At 33.2% G+C, this 25,896-nt stretch carries 22 protein-coding genes and 1 pseudogene; 12 read left to right on the forward strand and 11 right to left on the reverse strand.

Translation table 11 applies throughout. From position 1 onward, the window contains the following. The first annotated feature begins 14 nt into the window (after positions 1-14). Positions 15-1,325, forward strand: a complete 1,311-nt coding sequence (locus VQL36_RS09850; protein WP_349249146.1) for a hypothetical protein — start codon at positions 15-17, stop codon at positions 1,323-1,325. A 100-nt stretch (positions 1,326-1,425) separates the two neighbouring features. Here VQL36_RS09850 and VQL36_RS09855 read toward each other — a convergent pair whose 3' ends face one another. Together VQL36_RS09855 and VQL36_RS09860 are read right to left on the reverse strand one after the other, a co-directional pair. Further along, a complete protein-coding gene (locus tag VQL36_RS09855; protein WP_349249147.1) occupies positions 1,426-1,845 on the reverse strand; it encodes a VOC family protein in 420 nt (139 codons plus the stop codon). A gap of 24 nt (positions 1,846-1,869) precedes the next feature. Beyond that, positions 1,870-2,814: a YafY family protein gene (locus VQL36_RS09860; protein ID WP_349249148.1), complete on the reverse strand. Its 945-nt coding sequence runs from the start codon at positions 2,812-2,814 to the stop codon at positions 1,870-1,872. A gap of 615 nt (positions 2,815-3,429) precedes the next feature. Here VQL36_RS09860 and VQL36_RS09865 point away from each other — a divergent pair. The 4 genes from VQL36_RS09865 (at position 3,430) to VQL36_RS09880 (ending at position 5,859) form a co-directional block, all read left to right on the forward strand. Next, positions 3,430-3,639, forward strand: coding sequence for a DUF3951 domain-containing protein (locus VQL36_RS09865; RefSeq protein WP_349249149.1), 210 nt, complete (start codon positions 3,430-3,432; stop codon positions 3,637-3,639). A gap of 61 nt (positions 3,640-3,700) precedes the next feature. Continuing rightward, positions 3,701-4,420 (forward strand): AAA family ATPase, encoded by a 720-nt coding sequence (locus VQL36_RS09870; RefSeq protein ID WP_349251158.1) that lies wholly within the window; start codon positions 3,701-3,703, stop codon positions 4,418-4,420. 72 nt (positions 4,421-4,492) lie between these two features. Then, positions 4,493-4,738 carry a transporter suffix domain-containing protein gene (locus VQL36_RS09875; protein WP_349251159.1) on the forward strand — a complete coding sequence of 82 codons (246 nt, stop codon included), beginning with the start codon at positions 4,493-4,495 and terminating at the stop codon, positions 4,736-4,738. A gap of 125 nt (positions 4,739-4,863) precedes the next feature. Further along, the gene (locus VQL36_RS09880; protein ID WP_349249150.1) at positions 4,864-5,859 is read left to right on the forward strand and encodes a GNAT family N-acetyltransferase; all 996 of its coding nucleotides are present in this window, start codon (positions 4,864-4,866) and stop codon (positions 5,857-5,859) included. Positions 5,860-5,931: 72 nt separating this feature from the next. Here VQL36_RS09880 and VQL36_RS09885 read toward each other — a convergent pair whose 3' ends face one another. The 4 genes from VQL36_RS09885 to VQL36_RS09900 all read right to left on the reverse strand — a co-directional run bounded on the left by VQL36_RS09885 (position 5,932) and on the right by VQL36_RS09900 (position 11,670). Continuing rightward, a complete protein-coding gene (locus VQL36_RS09885; protein ID WP_349249151.1) occupies positions 5,932-7,176 on the reverse strand; it encodes a PucR family transcriptional regulator in 1,245 nt (414 codons plus the stop codon). An 84-nt stretch (positions 7,177-7,260) separates the two neighbouring features. Continuing rightward, positions 7,261-8,775, reverse strand: a complete 1,515-nt coding sequence (gene putP / locus VQL36_RS09890; RefSeq protein WP_413789501.1) for a sodium/proline symporter PutP — start codon at positions 8,773-8,775, stop codon at positions 7,261-7,263. Between the two features lie 281 nt (positions 8,776-9,056). Beyond that, positions 9,057-10,601, reverse strand: a complete 1,545-nt coding sequence (gene pruA, locus VQL36_RS09895; RefSeq protein ID WP_349249152.1) for an L-glutamate gamma-semialdehyde dehydrogenase — start codon at positions 10,599-10,601, stop codon at positions 9,057-9,059. 151 nt (positions 10,602-10,752) lie between these two features. Next, complete coding sequence (locus tag VQL36_RS09900) at positions 10,753-11,670, reverse strand: proline dehydrogenase (RefSeq protein ID WP_349249153.1); 918 nt, start codon at positions 11,668-11,670, stop codon at positions 10,753-10,755. A 382-nt stretch (positions 11,671-12,052) separates the two neighbouring features. On the opposite strand from VQL36_RS09900, the gene VQL36_RS21160 reads away from it, so the two are divergent. From VQL36_RS21160 to VQL36_RS09910, 3 genes are all read left to right on the forward strand, one after another. Continuing rightward, positions 12,053-12,136 (forward strand): putative holin-like toxin, encoded by an 84-nt coding sequence (locus VQL36_RS21160; protein WP_407925673.1) that lies wholly within the window; start codon positions 12,053-12,055, stop codon positions 12,134-12,136. Positions 12,137-12,586: 450 nt separating this feature from the next. Beyond that, on the forward strand, positions 12,587-13,285 hold the full coding sequence (locus VQL36_RS09905; protein WP_349249154.1) for a LiaF transmembrane domain-containing protein: 699 nt from the start codon (positions 12,587-12,589) through the stop codon (positions 13,283-13,285). A gap of 111 nt (positions 13,286-13,396) precedes the next feature. Beyond that, the gene (locus tag VQL36_RS09910; protein WP_349249155.1) at positions 13,397-14,215 is read left to right on the forward strand and encodes an AAC(3) family N-acetyltransferase; all 819 of its coding nucleotides are present in this window, start codon (positions 13,397-13,399) and stop codon (positions 14,213-14,215) included. Positions 14,216-14,435: 220 nt separating this feature from the next. On the opposite strand, the gene VQL36_RS09915 is transcribed toward VQL36_RS09910, so the two are convergent. Beyond that, positions 14,436-16,538 (reverse strand): neutral/alkaline ceramidase, encoded by a 2,103-nt coding sequence (locus VQL36_RS09915; RefSeq protein ID WP_349249156.1) that lies wholly within the window; start codon positions 16,536-16,538, stop codon positions 14,436-14,438. A gap of 316 nt (positions 16,539-16,854) precedes the next feature. Further along, positions 16,855-17,742, reverse strand: a complete 888-nt coding sequence (locus VQL36_RS09920; RefSeq protein ID WP_349249157.1) for a YheC/YheD family protein — start codon at positions 17,740-17,742, stop codon at positions 16,855-16,857. 210 nt (positions 17,743-17,952) lie between these two features. Between VQL36_RS09920 and VQL36_RS09925 the strand changes: the two genes are divergently transcribed. The 3 genes from VQL36_RS09925 to VQL36_RS09935 are packed head-to-tail and all read left to right on the forward strand — an operon-like array spanning position 17,953 to position 21,120. Continuing rightward, positions 17,953-19,152 carry a CoF synthetase gene (locus VQL36_RS09925; RefSeq protein WP_349249158.1) on the forward strand — a complete coding sequence of 400 codons (1,200 nt, stop codon included), beginning with the start codon at positions 17,953-17,955 and terminating at the stop codon, positions 19,150-19,152. A 21-nt stretch (positions 19,153-19,173) separates the two neighbouring features. Then, positions 19,174-20,142, forward strand: a complete 969-nt coding sequence (sbnA, locus tag VQL36_RS09930) for a 2,3-diaminopropionate biosynthesis protein SbnA (RefSeq protein ID WP_349249159.1) — start codon at positions 19,174-19,176, stop codon at positions 20,140-20,142. 12 nt (positions 20,143-20,154) lie between these two features. Then, positions 20,155-21,120 (forward strand): 2,3-diaminopropionate biosynthesis protein SbnB, encoded by a 966-nt coding sequence (locus tag VQL36_RS09935; RefSeq protein WP_349249160.1) that lies wholly within the window; start codon positions 20,155-20,157, stop codon positions 21,118-21,120. A 133-nt stretch (positions 21,121-21,253) separates the two neighbouring features. On the opposite strand, the gene VQL36_RS21165 is transcribed toward VQL36_RS09935, so the two are convergent. The 3 genes and pseudogenes from VQL36_RS21165 to VQL36_RS09945 all read right to left on the reverse strand — a co-directional run bounded on the left by VQL36_RS21165 (position 21,254) and on the right by VQL36_RS09945 (position 24,109). Next, positions 21,254-21,880 carry a choice-of-anchor J domain-containing protein gene (locus tag VQL36_RS21165; RefSeq protein WP_413789571.1) on the reverse strand — a complete coding sequence of 209 codons (627 nt, stop codon included), beginning with the start codon at positions 21,878-21,880 and terminating at the stop codon, positions 21,254-21,256. After that, a pseudogene (locus tag VQL36_RS09940) lies at positions 21,860-22,999 on the reverse strand (S8 family peptidase); the annotation flags it as partial. The pseudogene VQL36_RS09940 and the gene VQL36_RS21165, both read right to left, overlap by 21 nt. Positions 23,000-23,269: 270 nt before the next feature. Beyond that, a complete protein-coding gene (locus VQL36_RS09945; protein WP_349249162.1) occupies positions 23,270-24,109 on the reverse strand; it encodes an SDR family oxidoreductase in 840 nt (279 codons plus the stop codon). A 278-nt stretch (positions 24,110-24,387) separates the two neighbouring features. Here VQL36_RS09945 and VQL36_RS09950 point away from each other — a divergent pair, with 278 nt between their 5' ends. Beyond that, the gene (locus tag VQL36_RS09950; RefSeq protein WP_349249163.1) at positions 24,388-25,890 is read left to right on the forward strand and encodes a hypothetical protein; all 1,503 of its coding nucleotides are present in this window, start codon (positions 24,388-24,390) and stop codon (positions 25,888-25,890) included. Positions 25,891-25,896: the final 6 nt, after the last annotated feature.

The following is a 25,896-nucleotide window of genomic DNA, read 5'->3' on the forward strand; positions in this document are numbered from 1 at the left end:
GAGGTGAAGTTAAAATGGAACTGAATAAGGCTGCATCAGATCGTTTACTGTTTTTGTTCTTATCTACTTCTCTTCTAAAATATAAAAAGACAACAGGTGGACATGAAAAATCTAAATTAATAAAGGAAGGTATTTTGTTGAGTAAAGAAGATGTTTTGATTCTTGCAAATCATCATATTCATCATTACTTAAAAGAAGATATTCAAACAAAAGGTAAACAGGTAAAAGCTTCATCTCATTTCATTCATCTATATGATTTTGAAAACAACCTTTTAGCTTATATGGTTCCTTTAATGTCACAGGGAGAGATTGGTTACATTATTATTGGAGCGATTGAAGATGGTTTTGATGCTTATGAGATTTTTATCAAAAAAAATATAGTTAAAGATATCAAATTAATTATGAAACACCTAAGTTGCTCTTCAAATTTGACAGCTCAGTTGGTATATTTACCACCAACAGGATATGTAATTCAATTAAATGATGAGAACGGAATTCCTCAACAATATTTTCACATTTCATATAATGTAGAGCAATATGATGAAATAACGGAAGATATCAATAATTATCTTATAGAACTTGAACATTTATATAAACATATTAGAAAAGATGAGAATAAGAAAAGAATCAAAAATATTTTAAATAGAGAAAGTATAGAAGTTTCTTTAAATCCAATTGATGAGGTTATGTTATCAACTGAAAGAAGTTCATCAACTTTTGTACCAGTCTACAATAACAAAACATATAGTTACGGTGGAAATCAAGTATGGTGGAAAGATGGAGGGAAGTCTATAAAAAGTATACTTGGTTGTGGACCTGTTGCTGCTGCAAACATTACAAATTATTTAGCAAAAATAACAAACCCAATGAAATATGGGAAACTTTATTCCGGTGAAACGTCAAATTATCATGATTTCATGAAACATATGGACATTCTTTATGATTACATTGCTCCAAAAGCATATGGAGCAGTGAGTGTTTCAGAATTCGTGGCAAATTTGGAGGAATATGCTATAGGTCAAGGAGTTTCATTGGATGCTGTCTGGAAAGATACTTCTTTTACAATTGAAAGTATTGCGGAGTATATAAAAGAAGGGCTTAATATGAACTCACCAGTTGCTACTCTAAATCTATCTATACCAAAAATAACAGGTTATCCATATCAGTGGCATTGGATGACGATCACAAAGTATTGGAACAAAAATGACGATAGATGGATTGTTGTTTCTACATGGGGTCAAAGGAGAAGCATTAATTTTTATAAACATTTAGATGCAATAACTTCTTTCTTATCAGTTGGCGGGGGTTTTATTTACTTTAAGTAATTATGATATTTATGAGGTTAGGGGCAAATGCCCCTAACTACCTTAATCACTGGAAAAATTCTAAAAGTATATAGATTTAGTTAACTAAATGTTACAGAAGCTATTCAGCTTTTTTTGCAAATCCTAAAATATTCCCGTTACAATCTTTGATATGAAACTCTTGCATTCCATACCACGTCGTATATAAATCTCTTACAATCTCAACTTTTTTATGGATTTCTTGATAAAAATCTGTTAATCCTTCTACCTCTAAATAAAAACAAGCTGATATACCTTTTGGTATGTCTTTACAAGCAGGTATATCTTCTGCAATACTATCTGGTGTCTGGAACATGATTTCCAAATCATCTTTACTCATAAGGGCATAAACATAGTTTTTATCCTGATCCATTTCTTTAGTTATAATATGGTTATCATCTACAACCATTTCAAGTTTGAATCCTAATATGTCACGGTAATATGATATGGAAGTTTCCAAATCCTTACTAATAAAGTTTGTCGTAAATTTTTTTAATTTCATCATTAAACCTCTCCTTTTAAAGCATTATTTATTTTTATATCGGGAACACATTTCACTTGCAAGTTTATAGATTTCTTCTCTCATTGATTCTGGTTCTATCACCTCAGCGTTTAAACCAAGGGAGAAGAAGAATTGCACTGAATAATTCCACTCTGTAACAGGACACATATAATCAACTTCCCATTCATCTTCAGTAATATTTTTTACTAAATGTCCGATATGAGTGTCTTGCTCTGTCATTAATGCACCTTGATAAGTTAACTTCACGATAACATGTATCGATTCCTTTAGTTTTGTATCTTTTACATTTTTATTAGGTAGATTAGGTAGTTTTAGATCCTTAGATTGAAGCACTTCAATTTGGTCTATTCGATCTACTCTAAAGGATCGTTTTTCTTGATGATTATTAGAATAGGCTTCGCAGTACCAAAATCCATGAGCTGTATAAATTCTTAGAGGAAAGATTTGCAACCATCGATTATGTTTTTTTGAACGATATAGAATGTTGAGCCATTTAGCGTTTGTAGTGTATTCCAATAAAGGCATTAGAAAGGGGGTTTTATAGTTTCTATTTGGAATTTCTACTTCTACATGATTAAGTATTGGATCTATTTGTTGTAATGTCTCCTCAGGTAATATAGCTTTAATTTTATCAATTACTGTCCACCTTTCTTGGTTAAATGGTGTGTCAGGTATTCTCGTCATGGCTTGAAGTGCAAAGAGAATCGTTAATGCTTCTCTGGAATCAAATTGTAAAGGGGATAATTGATACCCCTCCATCAGACGAAAACCACCATTTGGACCAGTTATTGAATATAATGGAATTCCCATCTCAGAAAGTGACTGCATATCTCGTAAAATGGTTCTTTTTGATACCTCAAACTTATCAGCTAATGACTGAGCCGTTTCAGGTCGATGCTGTAATGCGATGAGAATAGCCATGATTCTATCGGTCCTTTTCAAGATCATGGTCACCTCCTTATCCTACAAATATCATAACATGGTATTAGTGACACCTTGTTTGTCACTAATTATAAATTAGTTTTTATATTTTTTTCTATTAAAATTTGTGGGCAGGAAAAGACGAGAATTCAATGAATTATTAAAACTTTATATAAATGTAGCAAGTTTAATATTAGAAGAACTTAGATGTTATAATGAAACATATTAAAGTATAGAAATATCATCAGATCGTGCACAATATTTAGTAGCTTTAGCTTCTTTCCAACAAATTCCTTCTATTGGAGTTAAATTAGCAAAGGATATTATAGATAATCTTGGTATTTATACATTGATGAACTAAAAAAATATGATGGTGCGCAATTACTTGATGAACTTGAAAGAAATATAAATTATTGGGTTGACCCATGTGACAGGAAATGGTTTGATTTTACTGAAGAACGAAATAAATTTAGAATGCAACATGGCTATCCAGAAACAAGACCCAAAGTAGGGTGGCAGGAAAGGGGAAAAGTAAAAATCAAAAGAATTGAAGATTGTGCTGAATAAGGAGATTTTAGTAACAACCAAGGAAGAAAAGAATTAAAAAGTAAATAGTAATTTAAATAAAAAGGAATTGATGTTATGAGTTTTAGCTTTTACTTCTTTTTATTTGTATCTGGATTCATTACATTATTAATTGGATATATTGTTGTAAGGACATTTCTAAAAAAAGAAATTCCTGATAATCCATATACTCCATTTGACTATATAACTGGTCAGTCAGATGTTGAATTTCGTGATGAAAAAGAAGAAATTGAACAGGATAATGATGAAGACGGAGATAAAAACTAGAATAAAATTCTGGTAGGGTGCATGATTGAAAATACTAATTTTAATAGAAAAGGGCATGCAAATGTACTTACGTGAAATTATAAAACTAAAAGAAAAAATAAAAAATCACAATCAATATCCATTTAACATACCAGCGATTAAAACGTTAGATACTATATCTTTAACCAAAAATGTAACTTTTTTTGTAGGAGAAAACGGTTCAGGAAAGTCGACACTACTTGAGGCAATTGCTTATCAGTGTGAATTTAATACTGCGGGTGGTAGCAGAAATAATACTTATGAAGTAGACTCTTCAGAGGCAAGGCTAGGGGATTATGTTCGGCTTTCATGGATGCCTAAAATGAATAGAGGATTTTTCCTGCGAGCAGAATCATTTTATCACTTTGCTTCTCATATTGATGAACTGGCTGAAGAAGACCCTGGTATTTATAGTTATTACGGTGGGAAGTCCCTTCATGAACAATCGCATGGAGAGTCTTTTTTGTCTTTGTTTAAAAGTCGGTTTGGACAATCTGGTATATATCTATTAGATGAACCAGAAGCTGCTCTTTCACCAGCAAGACAATTAGCATTTTTAAGTATTATTCATGAATTACAGAAACATGCTCAATTAATTATCGCTACACATTCTCCAATATTAATGGGATATCCAAACGCAGATATTTTTAATTTTGATGATACACCAATCAAACAAATCAAGTATGAAGATACGAATCATTATCAAATTTCCAGGAGATTTTTGGAAAATAGAAAGGTGTACCTAAGAGAATTAATGGATTAAGTAACCGAAATGAACTCTGTAGAAAAAACTAGTATTTACATAAATAATGAAAATAGGAGGATATTACTTTTGATGAAAAAGTTAGGATTCATTTTAATCATTTTTTCTTTTATCTTCTATGGGTTGATATTAATCGTCCCTTTTTTAAATGTGAGCACAGGATATAAAACAGCTGTTACAGGGATTTTAATTATTGTTGGTGAAATTTCGTTTTGGGTTGGTGGATTGATACTAGGTAGAGAAGTTGTAAAGAAGTATAGAAACTTTTTTAACATAAAAAAATGGTTTAAAAAAAATGAAAGAGAAGGATCAGACTAAAAGAATGTAAAGTTCCTTTAAAAACAATTTCTACATAGACTAATTGTTCAATCATCATACATAATGAATTGTAGAACTAATGAAATATGTGAACATATTTGTGGTTTAAAAAAGGAGAATTTTGTATGGAGTTTTTACAATTTAAAGATGAATTCTTATTAGATGCAGCAAAGTTATTAGCAATCCGACACAAACGTGAAAGAGAGAAATTTCTCGCACTTCCATTACAATTTGAACATGAAGATCACGCACTAAAGGCAATTCAAGCAGTTTGGGAAAAAGAAAATTCTGAAGGGATAGCTATTTTTAATAACAAACAAATGATAGGTTATCTGATTGGAACGGTTAACTCCAGTGATTTACGTGGTCGTCATATTTGGATTGATTATGCAGGTTTAGCGATTGCTGAAAATGAGGATGAGGAGTTATATAGAGACCTTTATACTAAAATTGCTGAGCAATGGTTACAATACGGCTGCTTTGACCACTATGTACTTGTTCCAGCTGGAAATCGTTCAATATTGGATGCTTGGTTAAAATTAGGGTTTGCATTTGAGCAGGTTCATGCTTTATGTGATATCACAAATCATGCTATGGAAATAGAGAATCAACTCCAAATTGAAATTCGTTTAGCTAAAGGATCAGATCAAAGTATAATTACTGATATTGGAGATTTAATTATATCCCATCAAGCCGGAGCACCTGTGTGGGCTGCAGCTTTACCAGAAGACTTAACAGAAATACGAAAAGGGTATGGCGGTATAGTAGAAGACCCAAATGCTAAATTATGGATAGCATTTAAGGCGAATCAATTAATTGCTTTCCAAGGATATTGGGAAACTACAACAAGTAACTCTGATATGATGACACCTGATCGATGTATTGAATTAAGTATAGCTGGAACAAAGAAAGGAGAGAGAGGAAGTGGGATCGGTAAATTATTAACACAAAAAGGGTTTAGAGATGCAAAGGAAAATGGTTATCAGTATTGTATGTCAGACTGGAGAATGACTAACTTACAATCATCTAGATTTTGGCCTAAGCGAGGGTTTTATCCTATAGCATACCGATTAACAAGAAAAATTGATCATCGAATCATGTGGGCAAATGGAAAAAATTAATTTTATAAATTAAAAACCTATTTAGGAATATTTTCCCCAAACAGGTTTCTGAAGCTACTTATTTAAATTATTTTATATTTTAGGTTTATTTTTCTTTAACAGCAATAAGTCTATATATAGCTGACATTTGATATAAAAATTATCAAAGTCTATGGATGTTAGTTCCATGATTTGTTTTAATCTGTAATTCATCGTATTAGGGTGAATGAATAGTTCTTCAGCTGTCCGTTTTAATTTACAGTTGTTTTTTAAATAAATTTCCAATGTTCGAATAAGGTTAGTATTATTTTTGTTGTCGTAATTTTGTAATGTTAAGATCATTTCATTTTCATAACGCTCTTGCATATTTCGCTCTTGAATTGTTGAGATATATCGGTATATTCCTAAATCTTTATTTTCAATAGGCACTTCATAATCATTGCGATCTACAAATTCTGTTGATTGTATGACTTCTAGTGCTTCAACATAACTTTTTCTTAACTTTCCTAACTTATCGTATTCATTTCCCATGCCTATCAACAGTTTCTTATGCTGTTCTTCATTTAATAAATCACGTATATTACGAATTAACATTCTCGCTTTATCATATGTGAAATATTCTTTGTTAGATTCACTTCCTATAATGACAATCGTTTGATTATTTTCATTTAAAACGATTGCATCAGGCTTAGCATTTTGAAACTCCTTATTTAATACAGGTTTCATTAGATTTAATTCATCATTATTATGAGCTGAAAATACAACAACAGTAAATCTTACAGGTAAGGTTATATTTGATGAATTTGCTTGAATTAATATTTGCTGCTCGTTCTCATCTTGGTTTAACAACTCAAACATCATTTGTTCTTTTGTGTTTTGACTAGAGCTTTTATCTTTTAAACGTTTGAATAATAGAGTCCCAACATGATTTGAAACTTCTTTTAAAAAGTGTAACTCTTCTTCGTTTAAAACGACATCGGCTTCTTGTACCCAAATATAACCAAGAATCTGTCCTTTATGTTTAGCACTGACAACGATTCGTTGATATAGTCCAAGCTCTTCAATTTTGTTAATTCGAATTGGGTCGGGGAATTTTTCCAGTTGCCGAAAGATACCGTCCTTTTTTAAGCGATCTATGATAAACAAGGGGCATTTTTTTGATAAAATGGTTTTCTGCTGTGATGTATCAAAGCGATAAGCAAATTTAGAACTATAAGAAATCAATTCAAAACTTTTATTTTCTATAATGAGCGGTTTTTTTAAAACAGAACTGATATATTCTGTTAATAGATCAAGATCATTAATCTTAAATGCTTCGCTCAATTGATTCGGCTCCATAACTCCGCTCCTCTAATAAAAAATGTTTTGCTTCTATGTTTATCATCTTGAAAAGTATCACAATTGTCAAGATATTGTTTCAAATTAAGAGTTTGATTTTAACATGCTTTCCATCTTTTCGAAATTAGTTACGATGCTGCTTTCAGGATTTTTTCCTATTAAACTAATGATCACTATCGTAATGAAGCCCAATATAAACCCAGGCACGATTTCATATAAATCAAATGGTATCATTGCTTCCTTGATTACAACACCAGCTTCATTTAATTCAGGTGTAGAAAGGAGCTTCCAGATAACAACTGTAGCAGCACCAACAATCATTCCACCTAAAGCCCCATTCCGAGTCATTCTTTTCCAAAATAATGAGAGAATTATAATAGGACCAAATGCTGCTCCAAAACCTGCCCAAGCATAACTAACTAAATCAAGAACAGAACTTTCAGGGTTAAAGGCGAGGAAAATGGCTATCAGTGCTATAACGAGTACGGAGATTCTTCCTACCCAAATTAATTCTTTAGAGGATGCAGAGGGACGAATTAATACTTTGTAAAAGTCTTCGGCAATGGCACTGGATGATACAAGCAACTGTGAATCAATTGTACTCATAATAGCTGATAAAATAGCAGCAAGCAAAAATCCTGAAACAACAGGGTGGAATAATACATTTGCTGCTTCTATAAAAACAGTCTCGGCATCTGTTAATGGAGTACCAGCAAAATAAGCAATTCCTACAAAACCAGTGAAGATCGCGCCAAATAATGAAATGACCATCCAAGTCATACCTATAAATCTTGCTTTAGGTATTTCTCTTTGATGTTTTATAGCCATAAATCTTGTCAAAATATGAGGTTGTCCAAAATATCCTAATCCCCATGCCATTAATGAAATAATTCCTAAGAAACCAGCACCACTAAAAACATCCAATCTGCTCGGATCGATTTCACCAATACGATGAGCCGTTTCATTCCAGCCTCCCATATTTCCAATCATGACAATAGGTACGACAACTAGAGCTAGAAACATTAATATACCTTGGAAAAAATCAGTCCAGCTTACTGCTAGAAACCCACCTAACAGCGTGTAAGAAATGATGACTAGAGCACCAACCCAGAGGGCAATCTGATATTCTAATCCAAATGTATTCTCAAAAAGAAGGGCTCCTCCTACTAAACCAGATGATGTATAAAAAGTAAAAAATAATAAAACAACAAATGCGGAGATCACGCGAAGGAGTTTAGAAGAATCTTGAAATCGGTTTTCGAAAAAATCTGGGATAGTAATCGAATCGTTTGCGATTTCTGTATATACACGAAGTCTTTTAGCAACAAATTGCCAATTTAAATAGGCTCCAAGAGCTAGCCCAACACATATCCAGGTCGCCTGCATACCAGCTGCATACGCATAACCCGGTAATCCTAACAATAACCAACCACTCATATCAGAGGCACCCGCACTTAAAGCAGCAACTGAACCACCTAAACGTCTACCGCCCAAGACATAATCAGATAAGTTATTCGTTTTTTTATAGGCAACCCAACCTATGATAAGCATACCAATTAAATAAATAATAAATGTAGTTAAAGTCGCTCCACTAATCATATTAATTTCTCCTTTCTTTCAAATAAGAGATTAAACTAATTATCACCAATAACGGCATAGGCAGCAGTAACCAAAACCAAGTTGCGGTCGTTAGTCCATAATCCATTTAACTCACCTCCGATGACAATAGGATTTTGAGAAACGCTCTCATTTAATTGTATGAATGTTATTCTTACCCTTATGATAGATGAAAAAAAGAACAAAAACTACCTTGAGAGAGTAATTCATATTCTTCAAGGTAGTTGTATTTAAAATTTTATATCTTCACTTTTTGGGGTGAATTAGAGTGTTTCGCTGATTGTTTTAGGCAGCATATGTTGGATTAGGTAGTCAGGACCGCCTGCTTTGGAATCTGTACCTGACATGTTGAATCCGCCAAACGGTTGATATCCAACGATAGCACCTGTACAGGTACGATTAAAGTATAGGTTACCAACATAGAAGTTTTCTTTTGCATATTCGATATGCTCACGATCATTAGAAATTAGTGCACCTGTTAGACCATATTCTGTATTGTTTGCAATTTCAATGGCTTCTTCAAAGTCTTTTGCTTTTGCAAATGCAACAACAGGTCCGAATATTTCTTCTTGCATGATTCGTGCTTTAGGATCTACATCAGCAATAATAGTTGGTTCGATGAAGAATCCTTTTGAATCATCTCCATTTCCACCTAAAACTAAACGACCTTCTTCTTTACCAACTTGAATATAAGACATAATTTTATCAAAGGAAGCTTGATCAATGACAGGTCCCATATAAGTATTATAATCTGTTGGATCTCCAACAATTTTATCTTTTGCTATTTCAATGACTCTATTTAACACTTCATCATAAACATCTTGGTGGATAACTGCTCGAGAACCTGCAGAACATTTTTGTCCTGAGAATCCAAATGCTGATCTGAAAATGGATTCAGCTGCGACTTCTAAGTCGGCATTTTTATCAACAACAACAGTATCTTTCCCACCCATTTCAATAATTGTTCTCTTTAACCAAATCTGACCAGGGTTTACTTTTGAAGCACGTTCAAAAATTCGAGTACCGACTTCGCGGGAACCAGTAAAAGTAATTAAACTTGTTTTAGGATGATCTACTAAGAAGTCTCCAACTTCAGCACCACTTCCTGGGCAAAAATTAACTACCCCTTTAGGGAGACCTGCTTCTTCAAGTACTTCAACAAATTTATAAGCAACAACAGGTGTGGTACTTGCAGGTTTTAGTACAACTGTATTTCCAGTAACGATAGGAGCTACTGTAGTTCCAGCCATAATAGCAAATGGGAAGTTCCATGGTGAAATAACTACTGTTACTCCCATTGGAGTATAAATATATTTATTGTACTCACCATCGCGACTAGATACAGGAGTTCCATCTTTTAATCTAATCATTTCTCTAGCATAATATTCTAAGAAATCAATTGCTTCGGCTGTATCAGCATCAGCTTCATTCCAAGGTTTACCGGATTCTTTGATTAATAATGCAGAAAATTCAGCTTTTCTTCTGCGGATAATTGCAGCTGCACGGAATAAGATATCAGCGCGAGCTTCTGGATTCCACTTTTTCCAAGTTTTAAAGGCAGTTTCTGCTGCATTGATCGCTTCTCCAGCAAGTTCCTGATTTGCTTTTGAAACCGTACCAATTACTTCATTTTTATTAGCTGGATTGTAGGAAACAATTTTACTTTCTGTTTTAATTCGTTCACCATTTATGATAAGTTCATAATCGTTACCGAATTCTTCCTCAACTTGTTGTAAAGCTGCTTTCATTTCTTGTTGGTTACTTTCCTTTGAAAAATCTAAAAATGGTTCGTGTTTATAAGGTCTCATATTATTTTTCTCCTTTAATAAATACTAATTAATGTTTTTAATGAATCAATGTTTCCCATAAAATGTTAATAGGAATATTTTGTTCTTGAATCCTAGAAAATATTCTAACAAATTGGAGTACTTATATAGACATTTTAATTTTCTAATAAAATTAGCTTTTAAATAGTCCTTTTGCTACAAAGGCAACATTGGCAGGTCTTTCAGCAAGTCTTCTCATAAAATAACCATACCAATCGTTTCCATAAGGGACATAAACTCTCATTTTATAACCTTGTTTAACTAGCTCTCGTTGTGTTTGTGCTCTCATGCCATATAACATTTGAAATTCAAACAAATCACGACTAATATTATTTTCTTCAGCAAATTGCTTCGTAAAGTTAATGATTTGATCATCATGAGTTGCTACCGCAGTATAATTACCATTGTTTAGATGGTCCTTTATCATTTGTTTGAGGTTTTCGTCAACATCTTTCTTTTCTTGATGTGCTACATCAGCAGATTCCTTATATGCGCCCTTTACCAGACGTAAATTAGGTAAAAGTGTTTTCAAATCATCGATATCTTCTCTAGATCGATACAAATAAGATTGAATGACGGTACCTACATTATCAAATTCTGCTTTTAACCCTTTAAATATATCTAGCGTTGCTTGGCATCTTGTTTCATCTTCCATATCAATCGTTACAAAAATGCCATATTTTTGAGCTTCATTTAAAATAGACCGCATATTTTCAAATACCAAGTTATAATCAATATCCAGCCCTAGGGATGTAAGTTTTACGGATGTTTGTGAATCAAGGTTTTCTTTTGCAATGGTTTGAATTGTATGGATCTCTTGAGCTGTACGTTCATGTGTTTCATCAATGGAATTTACAAATTCACCAAGATGATCTACCGTTGTGCACAAACCCATTTCATTTAATTTTTTTATGACTGGCACTGTACGATCAAAGTCTATTCCTCCAACCACTTTTGAAGCACCGAATTTTAAACCGTAACGTTTTGCCATTTTGTTTAAAGATTTATTTTTAGATAAGTATAAGAAAAAGTTTCTAGATAACGCTTCCACAGTATACCTCCTATTCCTAATAGTTGGACAATCGCACAGTCAGTTGATATTTTAGTCTGTTGGATTGAAGTTAATATATTTATTATATGTGTAGTGGAATTTATTGAACAATGTGTGGTGCAAACAATATTATTGAACATTTATTGTGGTTCAGACACAAATTATAAAATGTAACATTCAGCAGCTTAAATCACAACCTGCAACACAAGGAGCGTTAATATCCGTAATTCCTAATCAAGACAAAACAAAAAATAAAGTGTAATACACTAAATTTAATGAATAGAACAAGCGTTTGATTCGACAAAATGTGGTATAATATGTAAGCAATGGGATATAGCACTCACTGGTGATTGGCCCATCTCCTGAGAAAGGAGGTGACGCCATGGAAATTAATGATGCATTAATATTGATGATCATGTTCAGTATGCTTATTCTAACTTTACTTTCATACCTCAAAAAAAAATAATCCCCCAATAACCCAGTTATGTTGGGGGACTATTCATCTTTATACCGATCACCCTGAGAGGCAATCATTGTAAGACCGTAGATGCTGGCACATCTGCGGTCTTTATCAGTTTATTCATTTGTTCATAATCTGATACTCTTTTATTTAGATTATACTTGTTTTAATATCATTATGAAATGATTATATTTAGCTACGATCGTTTTTTGTTTCAGAAAACAGTGAGTGTGATGAAAAACTATGTATACATTGGTTTTCATTTCGAATAAAATAGAGATAAATGGCAAATGAAGGGGGAGTATTATGCCATCAGGAATCGGGTACGGAGATAGTGGAAGTGGTGACTCAGGCGGTGTAGATAGCGGTGGAGGAGGGGATTAATTTTCTCCTTCTGTAATAAATTTATTTCATATTCATATGTTAGATGAAACTAAAGTAAAGGGTGGGAAATAAATGAAAAGTAAATACATATTTGGAATCATCGTGATTGCCATAGGCGTATTTCTTTTACTAAATAGTACGGAAATTATAGATTTGAATTTAGGTTATTTATTTCGAAACTTTTGGCCTTTAATATTAGTTTTTTTAGGTATAGTAAGCATGTTCAATCATTCAAATTCAAAATCTGGTGGTCTTATTCTTTTAACCATAGGTGTATTATTGCAACTACGCATTTTAGATGTTTTTAATATTTTTGAGTATGCTTCCTATTGGCCTGTACTTCTTATCATTGTAGGCGTATGGATTATGTTCTCAAACAGGACTAATCCAAATAAAGAATATAATTTTAAAAAGGGTAAATTAAATCTGGATACGAAAGATAAGATTAAAACGATTGGAGCCTTTTCTGGCTCAGATTTGAAAAATGTTTCACAAGACTTTAAAGGTGGTAGTATCGTTGTAGCGTTTGGTGAAGTAAACTTGGATTTAAGAGAAGCAAACATTTCACAGGATGAAATTACGATTGATATTGTCGTTGCGTTTGGTGAAGTTGATATCATTATCCCTGAGGGATGGAATGTGGAAATTAAAGGAGTTCCAGTTTTTGGTGATTGGAGAAATAGAACTAACAACAGATCTAGTAATCCAGAATCTCCTACATTAGTCGTTGATTGTGTCATTGTTTTTGGTGAAGTTGTTATCAAAAATTAAAAATCACATTATGATGAAAATGAATGGTTTATTTAGAACATTACTCGTAATTAATGAAGTTGTAAAAAAATATTATTATTATTTATGAAACAAATGTGGAGGTTTAATTTTTTGAGTGAAGCAAATGTTATAAAAAAATCAGATAAAATAAATTCAATACACACCTTAAAAGCAGATTTTAAAAAATTAGGACTAAAAGAAGGCATGACCCTAATCGTCCACTCATCATTAAGCTCATTAGGATGGGTGAGTGGAGGGTCAGCTGCAGTGGTACAAGTTTTGATGGATGTTCTTACAGAAGAAGGGACATTGATTATGCCAACACATTCATCAAACCTTTCAGAACCTTCTTATTGGGAAAACCCTCCTGTTCCTGAAAACTGGTGGCAAGTAATTAGAGATACAATGCCAGCATTTGATCCTCAAATTACACCTACATGGTATATGGGGAAAATAGTTGAAACATTTCGTACGTTCCCAAACGTTAAAAGGAGTTACCATCCTTTATTTTCATTTGCAGCATGGGGAAAACATGCTGAACAAGTGACGAAAGGACATTCATTAGAAGATGGGTTAGGTGAGAAATCACCTCTTTCAAAAATATATGATTTGGATAGTTTTGTTTTATTACTTGGAGTAGATTATGAAAATAATACTTCATTTCATTTATCAGAAAATAGAGTACCCATATATACCAAAGAGACTCAAGGTGCTCCAATTATAGAAAAAGGTAAAAGAGTATGGAAAACATTTAGTCACATAAATATGAATTCTGATTGTTTTAATGAAATAGGTCAAGATTTTGAGAAAGATCATAGTGTATTTATAGGTTACATTGGCATGACCAAAGCGAAATTATTTAAGCAAAAAGAATGTGTAGATTTTGGTGAGAAGTGGTTAAGAGAAAAAACCTCACATAAAGAATCTTAGTGTATTTGTTAAACACTGGGTTTTAACCTTATAATCTAATATTATAAAAAGAGGCTGGGACAAAACCCAATTAAAATGAATAAATCGCATGAAATCAATTTAATAATCCTTGATTTCATGCGATTTTATTTATGCGTATTATGCAAAAATCAGTTAGTTTTCAACTTATGTCCCAGCCTCTTTTTACTGTTCCATTAAATATTATTGTTTTGAAACAATTTTACTCTATGGTAAACTCTGAGGATATTCCAGTATACTCATATACTTTACCCGTTATCGTTTGATAAGCTCCATAATGAACAATGCGATACGTACCGTCATCTGCATTAGTCGGGATGTCCCATTCAATTGTAGATGATGAAGTACCAAACAATGTAGATTCACGGTTCCATAGGAACTTTGTTTCCCAATCCCCATCATCAGCAATTACTTCCCATTCACCATTTATTAGCTGCTGTACCTCTAGATAGGTAGATTCAGTTCTAAAGTTATTGTTAGGGTGACCAGACCAAAAACTAACTTTGACATTATCTCCAGCGTTGTAACTGTTGTTTACATCATTTTTGATATCACCGAAGTGTCTAAAAGCTGGAGGAGCATCAAATATGATCCCTGGTTTGAGATAAACCTGTTCATCTGTTAAATCTTTTGGAATAGGTCCTGCTTCAATATTTTCATCTTTAATGATGGCTTTTGAAAGTTTATCAAATTCTTGTAAATATCCAGCCAATGTCCATTTTCCAAATAGTGTAGATGCCCCCTCATATTGTTGTTTTTCATATTCTTCAGGTGTTGTTACATAACTAGAGTAAGAGTTAGATAAACCTGCAATTACAATGTAGTTGTTGTTAAATTGTTTTGCCATGTTTTCTTGAACAAGACTTACTAATCTTCTACCAGACATGGTTGTAATTTCAGAAGGTACAGCTAGAATAGACAGCTGACCTATTTGAACCATCTGTAAAGGAATAATTTGAGGTGTCCAAGGGTCTGGTTTTACTTGGGAAGGGGCTAATAAAACTGGCTTAGGGTAATGTTGTTCCCATAATTCAGGGTATAAGGAACCACTCATCTCACCGACTTGTGGAACTAAGACCAAAAGGTCACGTGCATAAGTGATGATATTATCGTACCCATCTATTGTATACTCAGGTTGAGTCATTCCTTCTTCAAACATGCCTATATCAGGTCTGCCATCCTCAGTTCCTGCTGCAAAAGAATAACCTAATGCAGAAGGGTACGTTCTTTTAGCTTCTCCATCTGTATATGTTCCATCTATTTCTAAATTTGAAAAGTCTTTAAATTCATGTTTGGTGACAATAGGTCCAGATATTCTAATGTGTGCAGTATTACTTAAGGATTTTGCAGCTTCAAACTGGATTTCTCCTGATTTTTTAGTGCTTTCAAAGTCGTTATCCCCGTAACCTACTCCGTCTCCAAAAATGTTTGGTGTTACATCACCTAAATTAGCTTGAGCAAATGCAGCTACGAATGTTTTATTATCACCATAGTTAGCTTGCATTTCTTTTTCATATAAGTAGGAGGCGTAACCTTTGTTTTCACCTGAAATATAATGATTATCTTGTCCCATGGAAACTCCGTGAACTGCAAACCAATTGATGATGCCTAGAAGTTCTCCTTGTACATTTCTAAAGTTTAAAAGTGTCATAGTTTTATCAACATTATCATCATATTGATTTCGTTCTTCTATAGGATTGTTGTTATAGGCTGCCTCAGAACGATTAGAACTTGTTCCATCCACAAGTCCTTCATTGATTTCAATATAACCAGGTTCTAAATTTTGATGGGCTCTAACAATGGATTCATAAATTCCATTGACGATGACGTTATAATTCTCTTCATGGAAACCAAAAGTACTTGCATTGTACAATCCTTCGTGAGCGTACCCTCCTGGGCCACTGTGGTTATGTGTGGCACTTAACAATACATTATTATAGCCATACAAATCTCCATATCCATTATCTTTTAATTTTTGAATAACACCTTGTGTGACAGAGTGGAAAATTTGACCAAGATCTGCACTTACAAAAACTACACTGTTGTCCGTTTCTTTTTCCTTCATAATAAATGCCCTTGATTTTAAACGGAAATGGATACCTTTTGTAGTCATGGATGGATTTGCATATCCCATCATCACCACTTCTGCTGGGGGACCCGTAATGTCATAAATACCTGCACCTACGTAATAATCAAAATCACTTTCCGCGTAAACGCTTACATTATTGCTCGTAGGTAAGTAAGATAACAGAACAAAAAGCGCAAGAAAAACGATAAAACCTTGCTTTAAATACTTTAATGTCATCATTTTATCCTCCTTAAAAATTTTTAAGAATAAGAAAAAATTATGTAAAGTATAAAATGTATGGACAAAAAATAATTATTATTTCAATTTCTATTAAACAAAAATTGAAATAATTTCATGTCCTATTAATATATACCATAATTTTATACTATTTGGCTAATTTAGTATAGTAGTATAACTAAAAATGTTCAAAAAAAGTTCAAGAAATTTTTGATAGAGGAGATAGGAGGTGGTGAACAAGCATTTTAAGCGATTTGACTGCCTTGAAGGGGGGAGTAACCTCCTTCAAGACTTTTTGGGAAATGAAACCACCCTTTTAGGGAAATGTTTTTCTGTAGCGCATATATTTTCGAGGGAAAGGTTTTGCTTCTTGTTGTCTTTTTTTAGGATTAATTATTCTGTTCCCCTTTAAATCAAACTTTGGTCTTAAATTATAATGTCTTCCATAAGCCATCCCATATCGAACTATTTTATCGATAATGCTTTTGTCTTCTAGCCGAGTAAACGGAATGACACTCGGTTTTGTATTCACTTCTAGAATCCATGGATGCAGGTTTTGATCAAGCGCGATATCCAATCCACTTTCTTTCATATTGGGAAATGTTTTATTCATTTGTTTTGCTGTTTCAAGACCAATCCACTTCAGTTTTTCTATTAAATTATTATCATATTGACATAAATGGTTCATTAGCGTTTCAATATTGCAGATAATCCCCCCCCTGCTGATGTTAGTAACAACCTTTTTAGGATGAGACAATCTTGCTATGATGCCTGTGACTTCCCATTCTGAATTTGTATTTTGTTGAACCATTACTCTAATATCTGCAGAACGGTCTTTATATTTCACCATATCGATTCCTCTTTGCACGATATGAAGTCGTTTAGTTTTTTGAAATTGATGGTTTAAGTCATTATATAACACATTATATGAACTGTAATGGTTGACATCTAAATCTTGCTGCAATTCGTAAATTCCTTCCTCAGTTTCGTTCATTTTTTTTATTCTCATCACACCTTTACCTAATGAACCTCGACTCGGCTTTACATATACAACGTGGTGTTTATTTAACATTTCATCTACACTTTCAAAGTTCGCCTTTCTAGTTTCAGGGATATAGGTTTTTAAGTCCGGATTTTTTATCAGAGCTAATGTTTTGATCCACTTACTGGAAACGTATTTTCTCTTACTTTCTTTTTTATTCATCTATTGATTGACAACTCCTTGGATTTTATTTTTTGTTTAGCCAAAGTGAAAGTGTTTATATTTTAATGTACGTTCAAGAGGACATCATTGCTTGTTTCATTGCCTATTTCTTACAATTTTATTTAAGAAAAGAACCTTCTATATTCCACATCATATAATTTTAGTAGTTCGACAGAAATTGATATCTGAATCAGAGTATAGGAGGCAGCGATGGACTTGCTTGAAAAATTAAAAGAAAAGTTAAAAGAGGTTAAAATCATTTATCCGTGGTATGAACAGTTTTATATAAATCAGCACATTAAGGATTTCAATGATCTTCCTTACATGACTACAGATATATTGGAAAAACATTATTATCATCAGGAATATGATGATTCTATCCATATGTATCAAACCTCAGGAACTAGCTCTAATATTAGAAAAAAAATCGCTTATTCCGAAGCGGATGAACAGCGGTATGTATCGTTTAAAATGGAGGTTTATAAACAATTTCTAAATAATAGTGCCTGTAAAAAGGCATTTTCGGATGTAGGTACAGGTCATGCTGCTAGTACTGCCGATGTAATTTTTAAAAAATTACAAATGGAAAGTAAGTCTATTTCCTTTGAGCGCCCCATAGAGGAGCATATCCAACAGCTCAAAACCTTTAAACCTGACGTTTTATATACGATGCCCTCTATATTAGATCATTTAATTTATGCAACTGAAAACCCGGCAGAATTTGGAATCAAGAAGATCATTTTAGTTGGTGAAATCGCAACAGAGGAGTGGCAGCAAAAAATAGCTAACATTTTTCAAATACAAAGAGAAGATATGATGGACACATTAGGTTCCATTGAAATTGGCACCATTGCGTATTATTCACATGACATTAGGAGATATGTATTTTTAGATCATTTGTATGCAGAGGGAATTCAATCAGATGAAATTGGTTTAGACATGGAGAAGTTGGAAAATAAGGAGTCCATTCTTGTATTAACTTCCTTTGTTCGTTCTATGTTTCCTGCTATTCGATTTGTTACCTATGATGTTGTTAGAGATTTAAGAACTATGGTCATCGATGGCGTTGAAAAACAAACGTTCCAAAACATTGTAAAAAGAGTTGGTCCTGAATTTAAACATGGAGAAAAAATTAGTATTTATGACATTGAGGAGATTGTATATCAACATTTGAAAGAAGCAAGTGTGCGAGTCAAGCTACAAAATAATGCACTTACAATTTATATTCACAGCAAGCTACTGAATCGTTCAATCCTTACAACCATTAAAAAGGATATTCAAGAAAAGATCCCTGAAATAGGGCGTATGATCAACAATAAAATATTGGATGAAATACAGGTATTAGCGGTGTCAAATGAGGAGTTAAACACAGGAAAAGTCAAAAACAAAAAAATTTACTATGAAAAATAAAACTAGGTGGTGCTCATTAAAGTGAACATAGATGAAGGAATATTAACAGCCATTGGCCACACACCTCTGGTTCAATTAAATAAAATATTTGAAAATCAATCTATGAAACTATTTGCAAAACTAGAATTTTTAAACCCAGGTGGGAGCTCCAAGGATCGACCTGCTTTGTTTATGATACGAGAAGGCATTAAATCAGGAAAAATTCAAAAGGATACAACCATTATAGAATCTAGCTCAGGCAACTTAGGGATAAGTCTTGCTAAAATTTGTAATTATCTAGGTTTGAAATTCATATGTGTAGTAGATCCAAAAACAACGGAACTAAATTTAAATATTTTAAAGGCTTTTAATGCAACCGTTGAATTAGTCAAAAACCCAGAGCCGAGTACAGGAGAGTTTTTACCAGCTAGAATTCATAAAGTTAATGAGTTGCGAAAAAAGTTAAAAAATCATTTTTGGCCAAATCAGTATGCAAACCCCAATAATTCAAAATCACACTATGTTATGACGATGAATGAAATTTTTGAGGATTTAAAACATGTCGACTATATATTTTGTGCGGTTAGTTCTTGTGGGACGATTCGTGGTTGTGTAGATTTTATAAGAGATCACCAGTTAAAAACAAAAGTTGTAGCTGTAGATTCAATTGGTAGTGTTATTTTTAAGGAAAGTACGGGTCAAAGGTTAATTCCAGGATTAGGTGCAGGTTTGGTTCCGGCATTGTGCCCGAAGGAATCCATCCATCATATAGTTCATGTATCTGATTTAGATTGTATAACGGGTTGTCGTCATTTAATTCAAAAGGAATCCATATTAGCGGGTGGATCTTCTGGAGCTGTAATTGCAGCTGTAAACAAGTTAAAGCCAATCATTCCTAAGGATTCAACATGTGTTGTGGTTTTTCCAGATCGTGGTGACCGATATTTAGAAACGATCTACTCAGATGAATGGGTAAAAAAGCAATATGATGAAGTGAACTATTTTTGGTAGAGAGGTGATGAAATGATCGTTTTAAATGAAAAAGATATTAACTTGTTAGGAATACATTGGGAGACATTAATTAAAAATATAGAAAAAACAGTACAGTGCATTCATTCAAATGATTTTTCACAACCAATCAAACCTTATTTGAGATATAAAAATTTAAAAAATAGGATTATTGCTATGCCAGCTTTCGTCGGTGGGGAAATCCAAATGGCAGGAATTAAATGGATTGCCAGTTTTCCAGAAAATATTACAAAAGATATCCCAAGAGCACACAGTGTGGTCATTTTAAATGAAGTGGATACGGGCATACCCATTGCCATGATTCACACTCCGTTAATTAGTATTCTCCGCACAGCTTCAGTCAGCGGTTTAATGTTACAGCAGGTTTTAAAAATACGTAAATCTAAAAAAATGAATGTAGGATTGATTGGATGGGGGCCCATTGGGTATTATCATTATAAAATGTGTACAGCCGTTTTTGGTGATTTAATAAAAAATATTTATTTATATGATATAAAAGGTATAAACGAAAGCAAGTTAGATGGAAAAGATGTTAATAAAGTGAAAATTGTAGATACGTGGGAAGAGGCGTATTTACATTCTGATGTGTTTATCACTTGCACAGTTTCTGATCACAGATATATCAATCTTAAACCGAAGCAGGGAGCAGTGTTATTGAATGTTTCACTACGAGATTATCAGGTGAATGTCATGGAACAAATTGAAACTATTGTTGTAGATGATTGGGAAGAGGTATGTAGAGAAAATACAGATATAGAAAATATGCATCTTGAAAAAGGATTAGAGAAGAAAGATACAATGTCTCTAGTTGAGGTCGTATGTGATCAAGCTCTAACTAAAATAGATCATCATAAAACAATTATGTTTAACCCGATGGGCATGGGTGTTTTTGATATTAGTACAGCGGCTTATTATGTCAATTTAGCAAAAAATAAGGGTATTGGAGTAGTATTAGATTAAGTGAGGTTTTTCGTGTATGCATTAGATGATTCATAAAAAAAGTCCTAAGCCCAATCTGGGCTTAGGGTGTTTATGGATGACTTTTATAATCAATAATTTGAGTTAAACTAGTTAGTTTATTTAAAAACCGTCTTTAATCTATCGTTTGTTCTATCAAAGTGGATGTTGTACTTTGTGCAATTTTGACATCATCTACTCCAGCCTCTACAAGGCTAGGGCTGCCATTATCTGCCGCTTCAATTTGAAGATAAACATTCTCTCCAGCATAAGCTGATAGATCAAGAGATTGATTGGACCATGCTGCATCCTGATCACTGGAAGTTCCTAATTCCTCAAATAAAGTGACAACACTTCCATTTGAGCGAACGAGATTCATACGAAAGAAATCATCACTATTCGCATTAGAATAATGACTTAAGTAATAGGAGAAAGATAGTGTAAGTGAGCCATTAGCTGGTAATGAAATAGCTGGTGATTGAATAGATGTCACTCCACTATCAATATCATTGACACCTGCAGAACTTCCTGCACTTCCTTCTGTTACAAGATCATAACTTCCACTTGGTGTTGTTCCAAGTTGTTTAGTTCCACTATAATTTGTAGATTCAGGAATAGCACGCTCCCACAAACCTGTTGTAGCAGTATCACTTCCGTTAGGATCTGAAGTCCATCCTTTATTCGTTTCGAAATCATCTTCAAATACTACGGTTGGGTCGGGATCAGGGATGTCCCCCCCATTTAATGCAAGAAATGCATTCACTCTTCCATGTTTCCAATAAGTGCCTGTACCTGATATAGGTTCTGCTGTACTCTCGATTATATTGCGAATCTCAACATTTGTTTTTCCTTGGGTTGCAAGTAGAGCTGCTAAACCTGCTACATGTGGTGTAGCCATCGATGTTCCATTAGATGAAACGTAACCTCCACCTAGTCGAGTAGAAATAATACCTACACCAGGTCCAGCCACATCAACCCATGTACCATAATTGGAACTGGACCATTTATTATCGTTGGAATCAGTAGCAGCAACGGCCATTGAATTTTGATAGGCGGCTGGGTAATTTTGTACATTCACTCCATCATTACCAGCAGCAGAAATAATAACTGCACCTTTTTCCCAAGCATAGTTAACAGCATCTTCAACTGCTGCAGAAAAAGCAGTACTTCCTAGACTTAAATTAATCACATCTGCTCCATTATCAGCAGCAAAAGTAATCCCATCTGCAACTCCAGCATTCGTTCCTCTACCAAATTCATTTAATACGCGAATAGCCATGATCTTAACATTTGGAGCTACACCAGCAACGCCTACTCCATTATTTGTAAGTGCTCCGACTGTTCCAGCTACATGAGTGCCATGTCCTTGTTCGTCAGAAGCATCACTGTCGTTATCTATGAAGTCATATCCTGGAATTACTTGTCCTTGTAAGTCTTCATGGTTTGCTTGAACTCCAGTGTCAAGTACAGCAACGACAACTGATGAACTACCTTGTGTAATTTCCCAAGCCTGCTCAAGATCCATAATTTGAGGACCATATTGGTCTGTTGAATAAAGTGGATCGTTTGGAGTGAATAGAGCGTGATATTCAACAATAGGTTCAACATATTCAACATCTGCTCTGTTTTTATATTGTTTTAAGGCTTTTTCTACCGATTTCCCTTTCACTTTTACAACTTCAAAACCAATTTGTTTATTTTTCTTTAAGACTTCTGCTTTTTCTTCTTGATGTATTTGTTGCATCATGCTTTTGGAAGTTTTATCTTTGAATTTTACGATGATTGTACTTTCTTCCAAAGTAGTCTCGGCTGAACTAGTAATTGAAAAAGATAGAATTAGTGCAATTGCCATAAACACAGAAAAAAATCGTTTTAAATTCATTACTCACCCTCCATTTAGTGTTTTTGCTATAAAAGTCATCCACTACAAATTAAATATTACCTTATATTAACAGTAATGTGAATAATTAATATTCAAAAAGTCCATATGAACTACAAAATTAAATCGTTATACACTGATGCTTTAGTAGATTGAACCAATAAAACATGTAAGTAAAACAATAATGGACTAATAGACTTAGATATTTATGAAATGAGGGTGTGCAAATCTTGTACTAGATTTTCAATTGCTAGCGTTATGTAGTATATTTCATTATTTGTATAACAACTTTAAAACTATTTTTTCCCAGATGTGCCAAGGAAGTATTCTTTTTACGAGATGATTTAGTTTAACTCCTTTACCTACAGCATAACGCAGTTTTGGATTAGGTGTCTTAGCTGCAAATGCGATAAGTTTAGCAACGTCTTTTGGATTTCCTAAGTTTTTTTCTTCATTTTTTAATCTTGTTTGGATTTTTTTCATAAATTCGTTGTAGATTGAATTGTTTTTTAATGATTCAACCTCTGATATACTACTGCTCCAAATATTCGTATCATAAGATCCAGGCTCTATTAAAATAACATCAATGCCAAAAGGTTTTAATTCTAATCGAAGTGATTCACTAAACCCTTCTAAGGCATGTTTTGATGCTGCGTATGCAGATAGAGAAGGAAATCCTATTAAACCCGAAATACTGCTCATATTAATAATCCGTCCAGATTTTTGCCTTCTCATTATAGGAATGACAGCTTGGGAAACGGCTATAACTCCTAAAACATTCGTATCAAATTGTTTTCTATATTTTTCAACGGTTACGTCTTCAGTAAAACCACCTTGAGCGAAACCTGCATTGTTCACTAGAACTTGAATGTTATTGTAGCCATTTAATTTATGCTTAAAATTATTTAAATCCTCAGAGGAGGTTACATCTAATTTTATAATATCCACGTTTTGGATTGAATTTAGTTTGATTAATTCGTTCTCTAATAATTTAACCTTCTCTATGTTACGCATCGTTGCGATGACATGATAATCTGATTGTGCTAATTCTAATACAGTCATTAATCCAAAACCACTGGAGGCTCCAGTTACTATTGCTTGTTTTGCTTTCAAAACTTCCACCTCTTCTTCAATAGAAATACAAAAAAACTCCCTAATGATAAGGATATCACAAGGGAGCCGAGCTAAGCTATACAACAGATTGTTTTGTCCTAACTTGTTATAAAACACTTAATATATTGTTAAATGGCAGATTGTACGGTAGAATTTGACTTATAGTCCACCTCTATAGATGGCTTCTCCTTAATCAGGTGGAGTAGAGTCTCCATCTGATTTTACGAAGTTTAAGCTTTGCTTAAACGAGATCACTAAATTGAAATGGAGAGACAATGATGAGTTTCTTTAAAAATGAGAAGGGTGCAGTTATTATTTATATTTTAATTATTTCTGCTTTTTTAATGCTCATTACTCCTATCTTATTTGATATGATGATTTCAACCATGAAAATGGATGGTAGAAATGAGGACTTAAAACTCATTACTTTGTCAACAGTTAGTGGAATGGAGACGTTTCTTGAATACGTTGAAGATGTAAAAGATGATTTAGTTAGTATAGAAGATTTATATGAATTTGATGAAAGTAGTGGTCAAGAAGATCTTAGATATCCTGGGTATACAGATCATCAAGGAATTGATATCTTACTTCCTAATGGAAAAAAAGCAAAATATATAATGGATATTGAAAAAAAATCTGAGTCAAATGATTCTAACGAAATATATTACGAGGTTATCGTTTCAACAAGTATAGGAAGTGGAGCAGCAAAACAAGACAAAACCATTACATATAAAATGAATGATAGTGGGGGAGGTTCCGGAGGTGGGGATGGGGAGCCAAATATTCCAGAAGACGTTAATGATGATGTTGAAGAAAATGTGAATATAGGATTGAAATACATTCTTGGAGAGAATAGCAACGCAAAGTTCCTCAAACAAACGGAGTTCTGGTTTGATGTTGAAGATGAGAATTATCGATTTGTTGAATATCATTATATTACTGATGATCACGACAATCGCACAGTGGAATCTCCAATTAATACGAATAATTCGGTTTATTGTTATATAAATACAAGTATTGAATGTAATGATGTAAATGTTGATCATACCATTACTACAAACGCAGGTAACTTAGCGATCATTCAATATAAGATCGTTACACAAACTATAGAACAATTTCATGACGGTAAACAGCTGGAGTCGCCCTGGATCACACCTTTTGGCGTCTCGTTTAATAGTAGTAGTGAAATGTATGTTTGGTTTACACCAGATGAATTTACTATCGCAGGTGACCCTAACTTTGAATATGTCAAATTTAAATATAGTATATCAGGTGATAATAATGAAATTACTTTAGAATACAATAAAGATACAGGTAAATATGATACTACTATAACGTTAAATAACACAATTAATAGATTAGATTATCAATTTGAATTTGAAATTGATAAAACCTACAATACTCAATCCATAGATGTACCTGTTCATGGTATTGAACTCAGTGAAGATAAAAAGGAAGCTATTATATGGTATATTCCTGACGATAAAATAAATAAGTATAAAAAAGTTCAAGTTGAGACTATTTTACCTAGGCAAACACCACCATTAGAAATGCAGTATGAAGAAGATACGGAAAGATTTGAAGCTACCTATTCTCTACCACCAATAAGTGAAAACGGTACTACTGTAAAACAATCAATATCGTTAATTCAATACTATATCTTAATAGATAAAAATAAAAATAATAATAATGAGAATAAAATTGAACGAAGTTATTGGAATACATTTTGGGATCCTGATATCGTAAATCGAGAAGCAATCTATTTCGAAAGAATGAACTGATATAAA

This window comes from Chengkuizengella sp. SCS-71B, assembly GCF_040100845.1.
Taxonomy (GTDB): domain Bacteria; phylum Bacillota; class Bacilli; order Paenibacillales; family KCTC-33759; genus Chengkuizengella.

Excerpts from the sequence above, each read along its gene's own strand:
- VQL36_RS09850 (WP_349249146.1), top strand. The coding sequence starts at position 15 with ATGGAACTGAATAAGGCTGCATCAGATCGTTTACTGTTTTTGTTCTTA.
- VQL36_RS09855 (WP_349249147.1), bottom strand. The coding sequence starts at position 1,845 with ATGAAATTAAAAAAATTTACGACAAACTTTATTAGTAAGGATTTGGAA.
- VQL36_RS09860 (WP_349249148.1), bottom strand. The coding sequence starts at position 2,814 with ATGATCTTGAAAAGGACCGATAGAATCATGGCTATTCTCATCGCATTA.
- VQL36_RS09865 (WP_349249149.1), top strand. The coding sequence starts at position 3,430 with ATGAGTTTTAGCTTTTACTTCTTTTTATTTGTATCTGGATTCATTACA.
- VQL36_RS09870 (WP_349251158.1), top strand. The coding sequence starts at position 3,701 with ATGTACTTACGTGAAATTATAAAACTAAAAGAAAAAATAAAAAATCAC.
- VQL36_RS09875 (WP_349251159.1), top strand. The coding sequence starts at position 4,493 with ATGAAAAAGTTAGGATTCATTTTAATCATTTTTTCTTTTATCTTCTAT.
- VQL36_RS09880 (WP_349249150.1), top strand. The coding sequence starts at position 4,864 with ATGGAGTTTTTACAATTTAAAGATGAATTCTTATTAGATGCAGCAAAG.
- VQL36_RS09885 (WP_349249151.1), bottom strand. The coding sequence starts at position 7,176 with ATGGAGCCGAATCAATTGAGCGAAGCATTTAAGATTAATGATCTTGAT.
- putP (WP_413789501.1), bottom strand. The coding sequence starts at position 8,775 with ATGATTAGTGGAGCGACTTTAACTACATTTATTATTTATTTAATTGGT.
- pruA (WP_349249152.1), bottom strand. The coding sequence starts at position 10,601 with ATGAGACCTTATAAACACGAACCATTTTTAGATTTTTCAAAGGAAAGT.
- VQL36_RS21160 (WP_407925673.1), top strand. The coding sequence starts at position 12,053 with ATGGAAATTAATGATGCATTAATATTGATGATCATGTTCAGTATGCTT.
- VQL36_RS09905 (WP_349249154.1), top strand. The coding sequence starts at position 12,587 with ATGAAAAGTAAATACATATTTGGAATCATCGTGATTGCCATAGGCGTA.
- VQL36_RS09915 (WP_349249156.1), bottom strand. The coding sequence starts at position 16,538 with ATGACATTAAAGTATTTAAAGCAAGGTTTTATCGTTTTTCTTGCGCTT.
- VQL36_RS09920 (WP_349249157.1), bottom strand. The coding sequence starts at position 17,742 with ATGAATAAAAAAGAAAGTAAGAGAAAATACGTTTCCAGTAAGTGGATC.
- VQL36_RS09925 (WP_349249158.1), top strand. The coding sequence starts at position 17,953 with ATGGACTTGCTTGAAAAATTAAAAGAAAAGTTAAAAGAGGTTAAAATC.
- VQL36_RS09935 (WP_349249160.1), top strand. The coding sequence starts at position 20,155 with ATGATCGTTTTAAATGAAAAAGATATTAACTTGTTAGGAATACATTGG.
- VQL36_RS09950 (WP_349249163.1), top strand. The coding sequence starts at position 24,388 with ATGAGTTTCTTTAAAAATGAGAAGGGTGCAGTTATTATTTATATTTTA.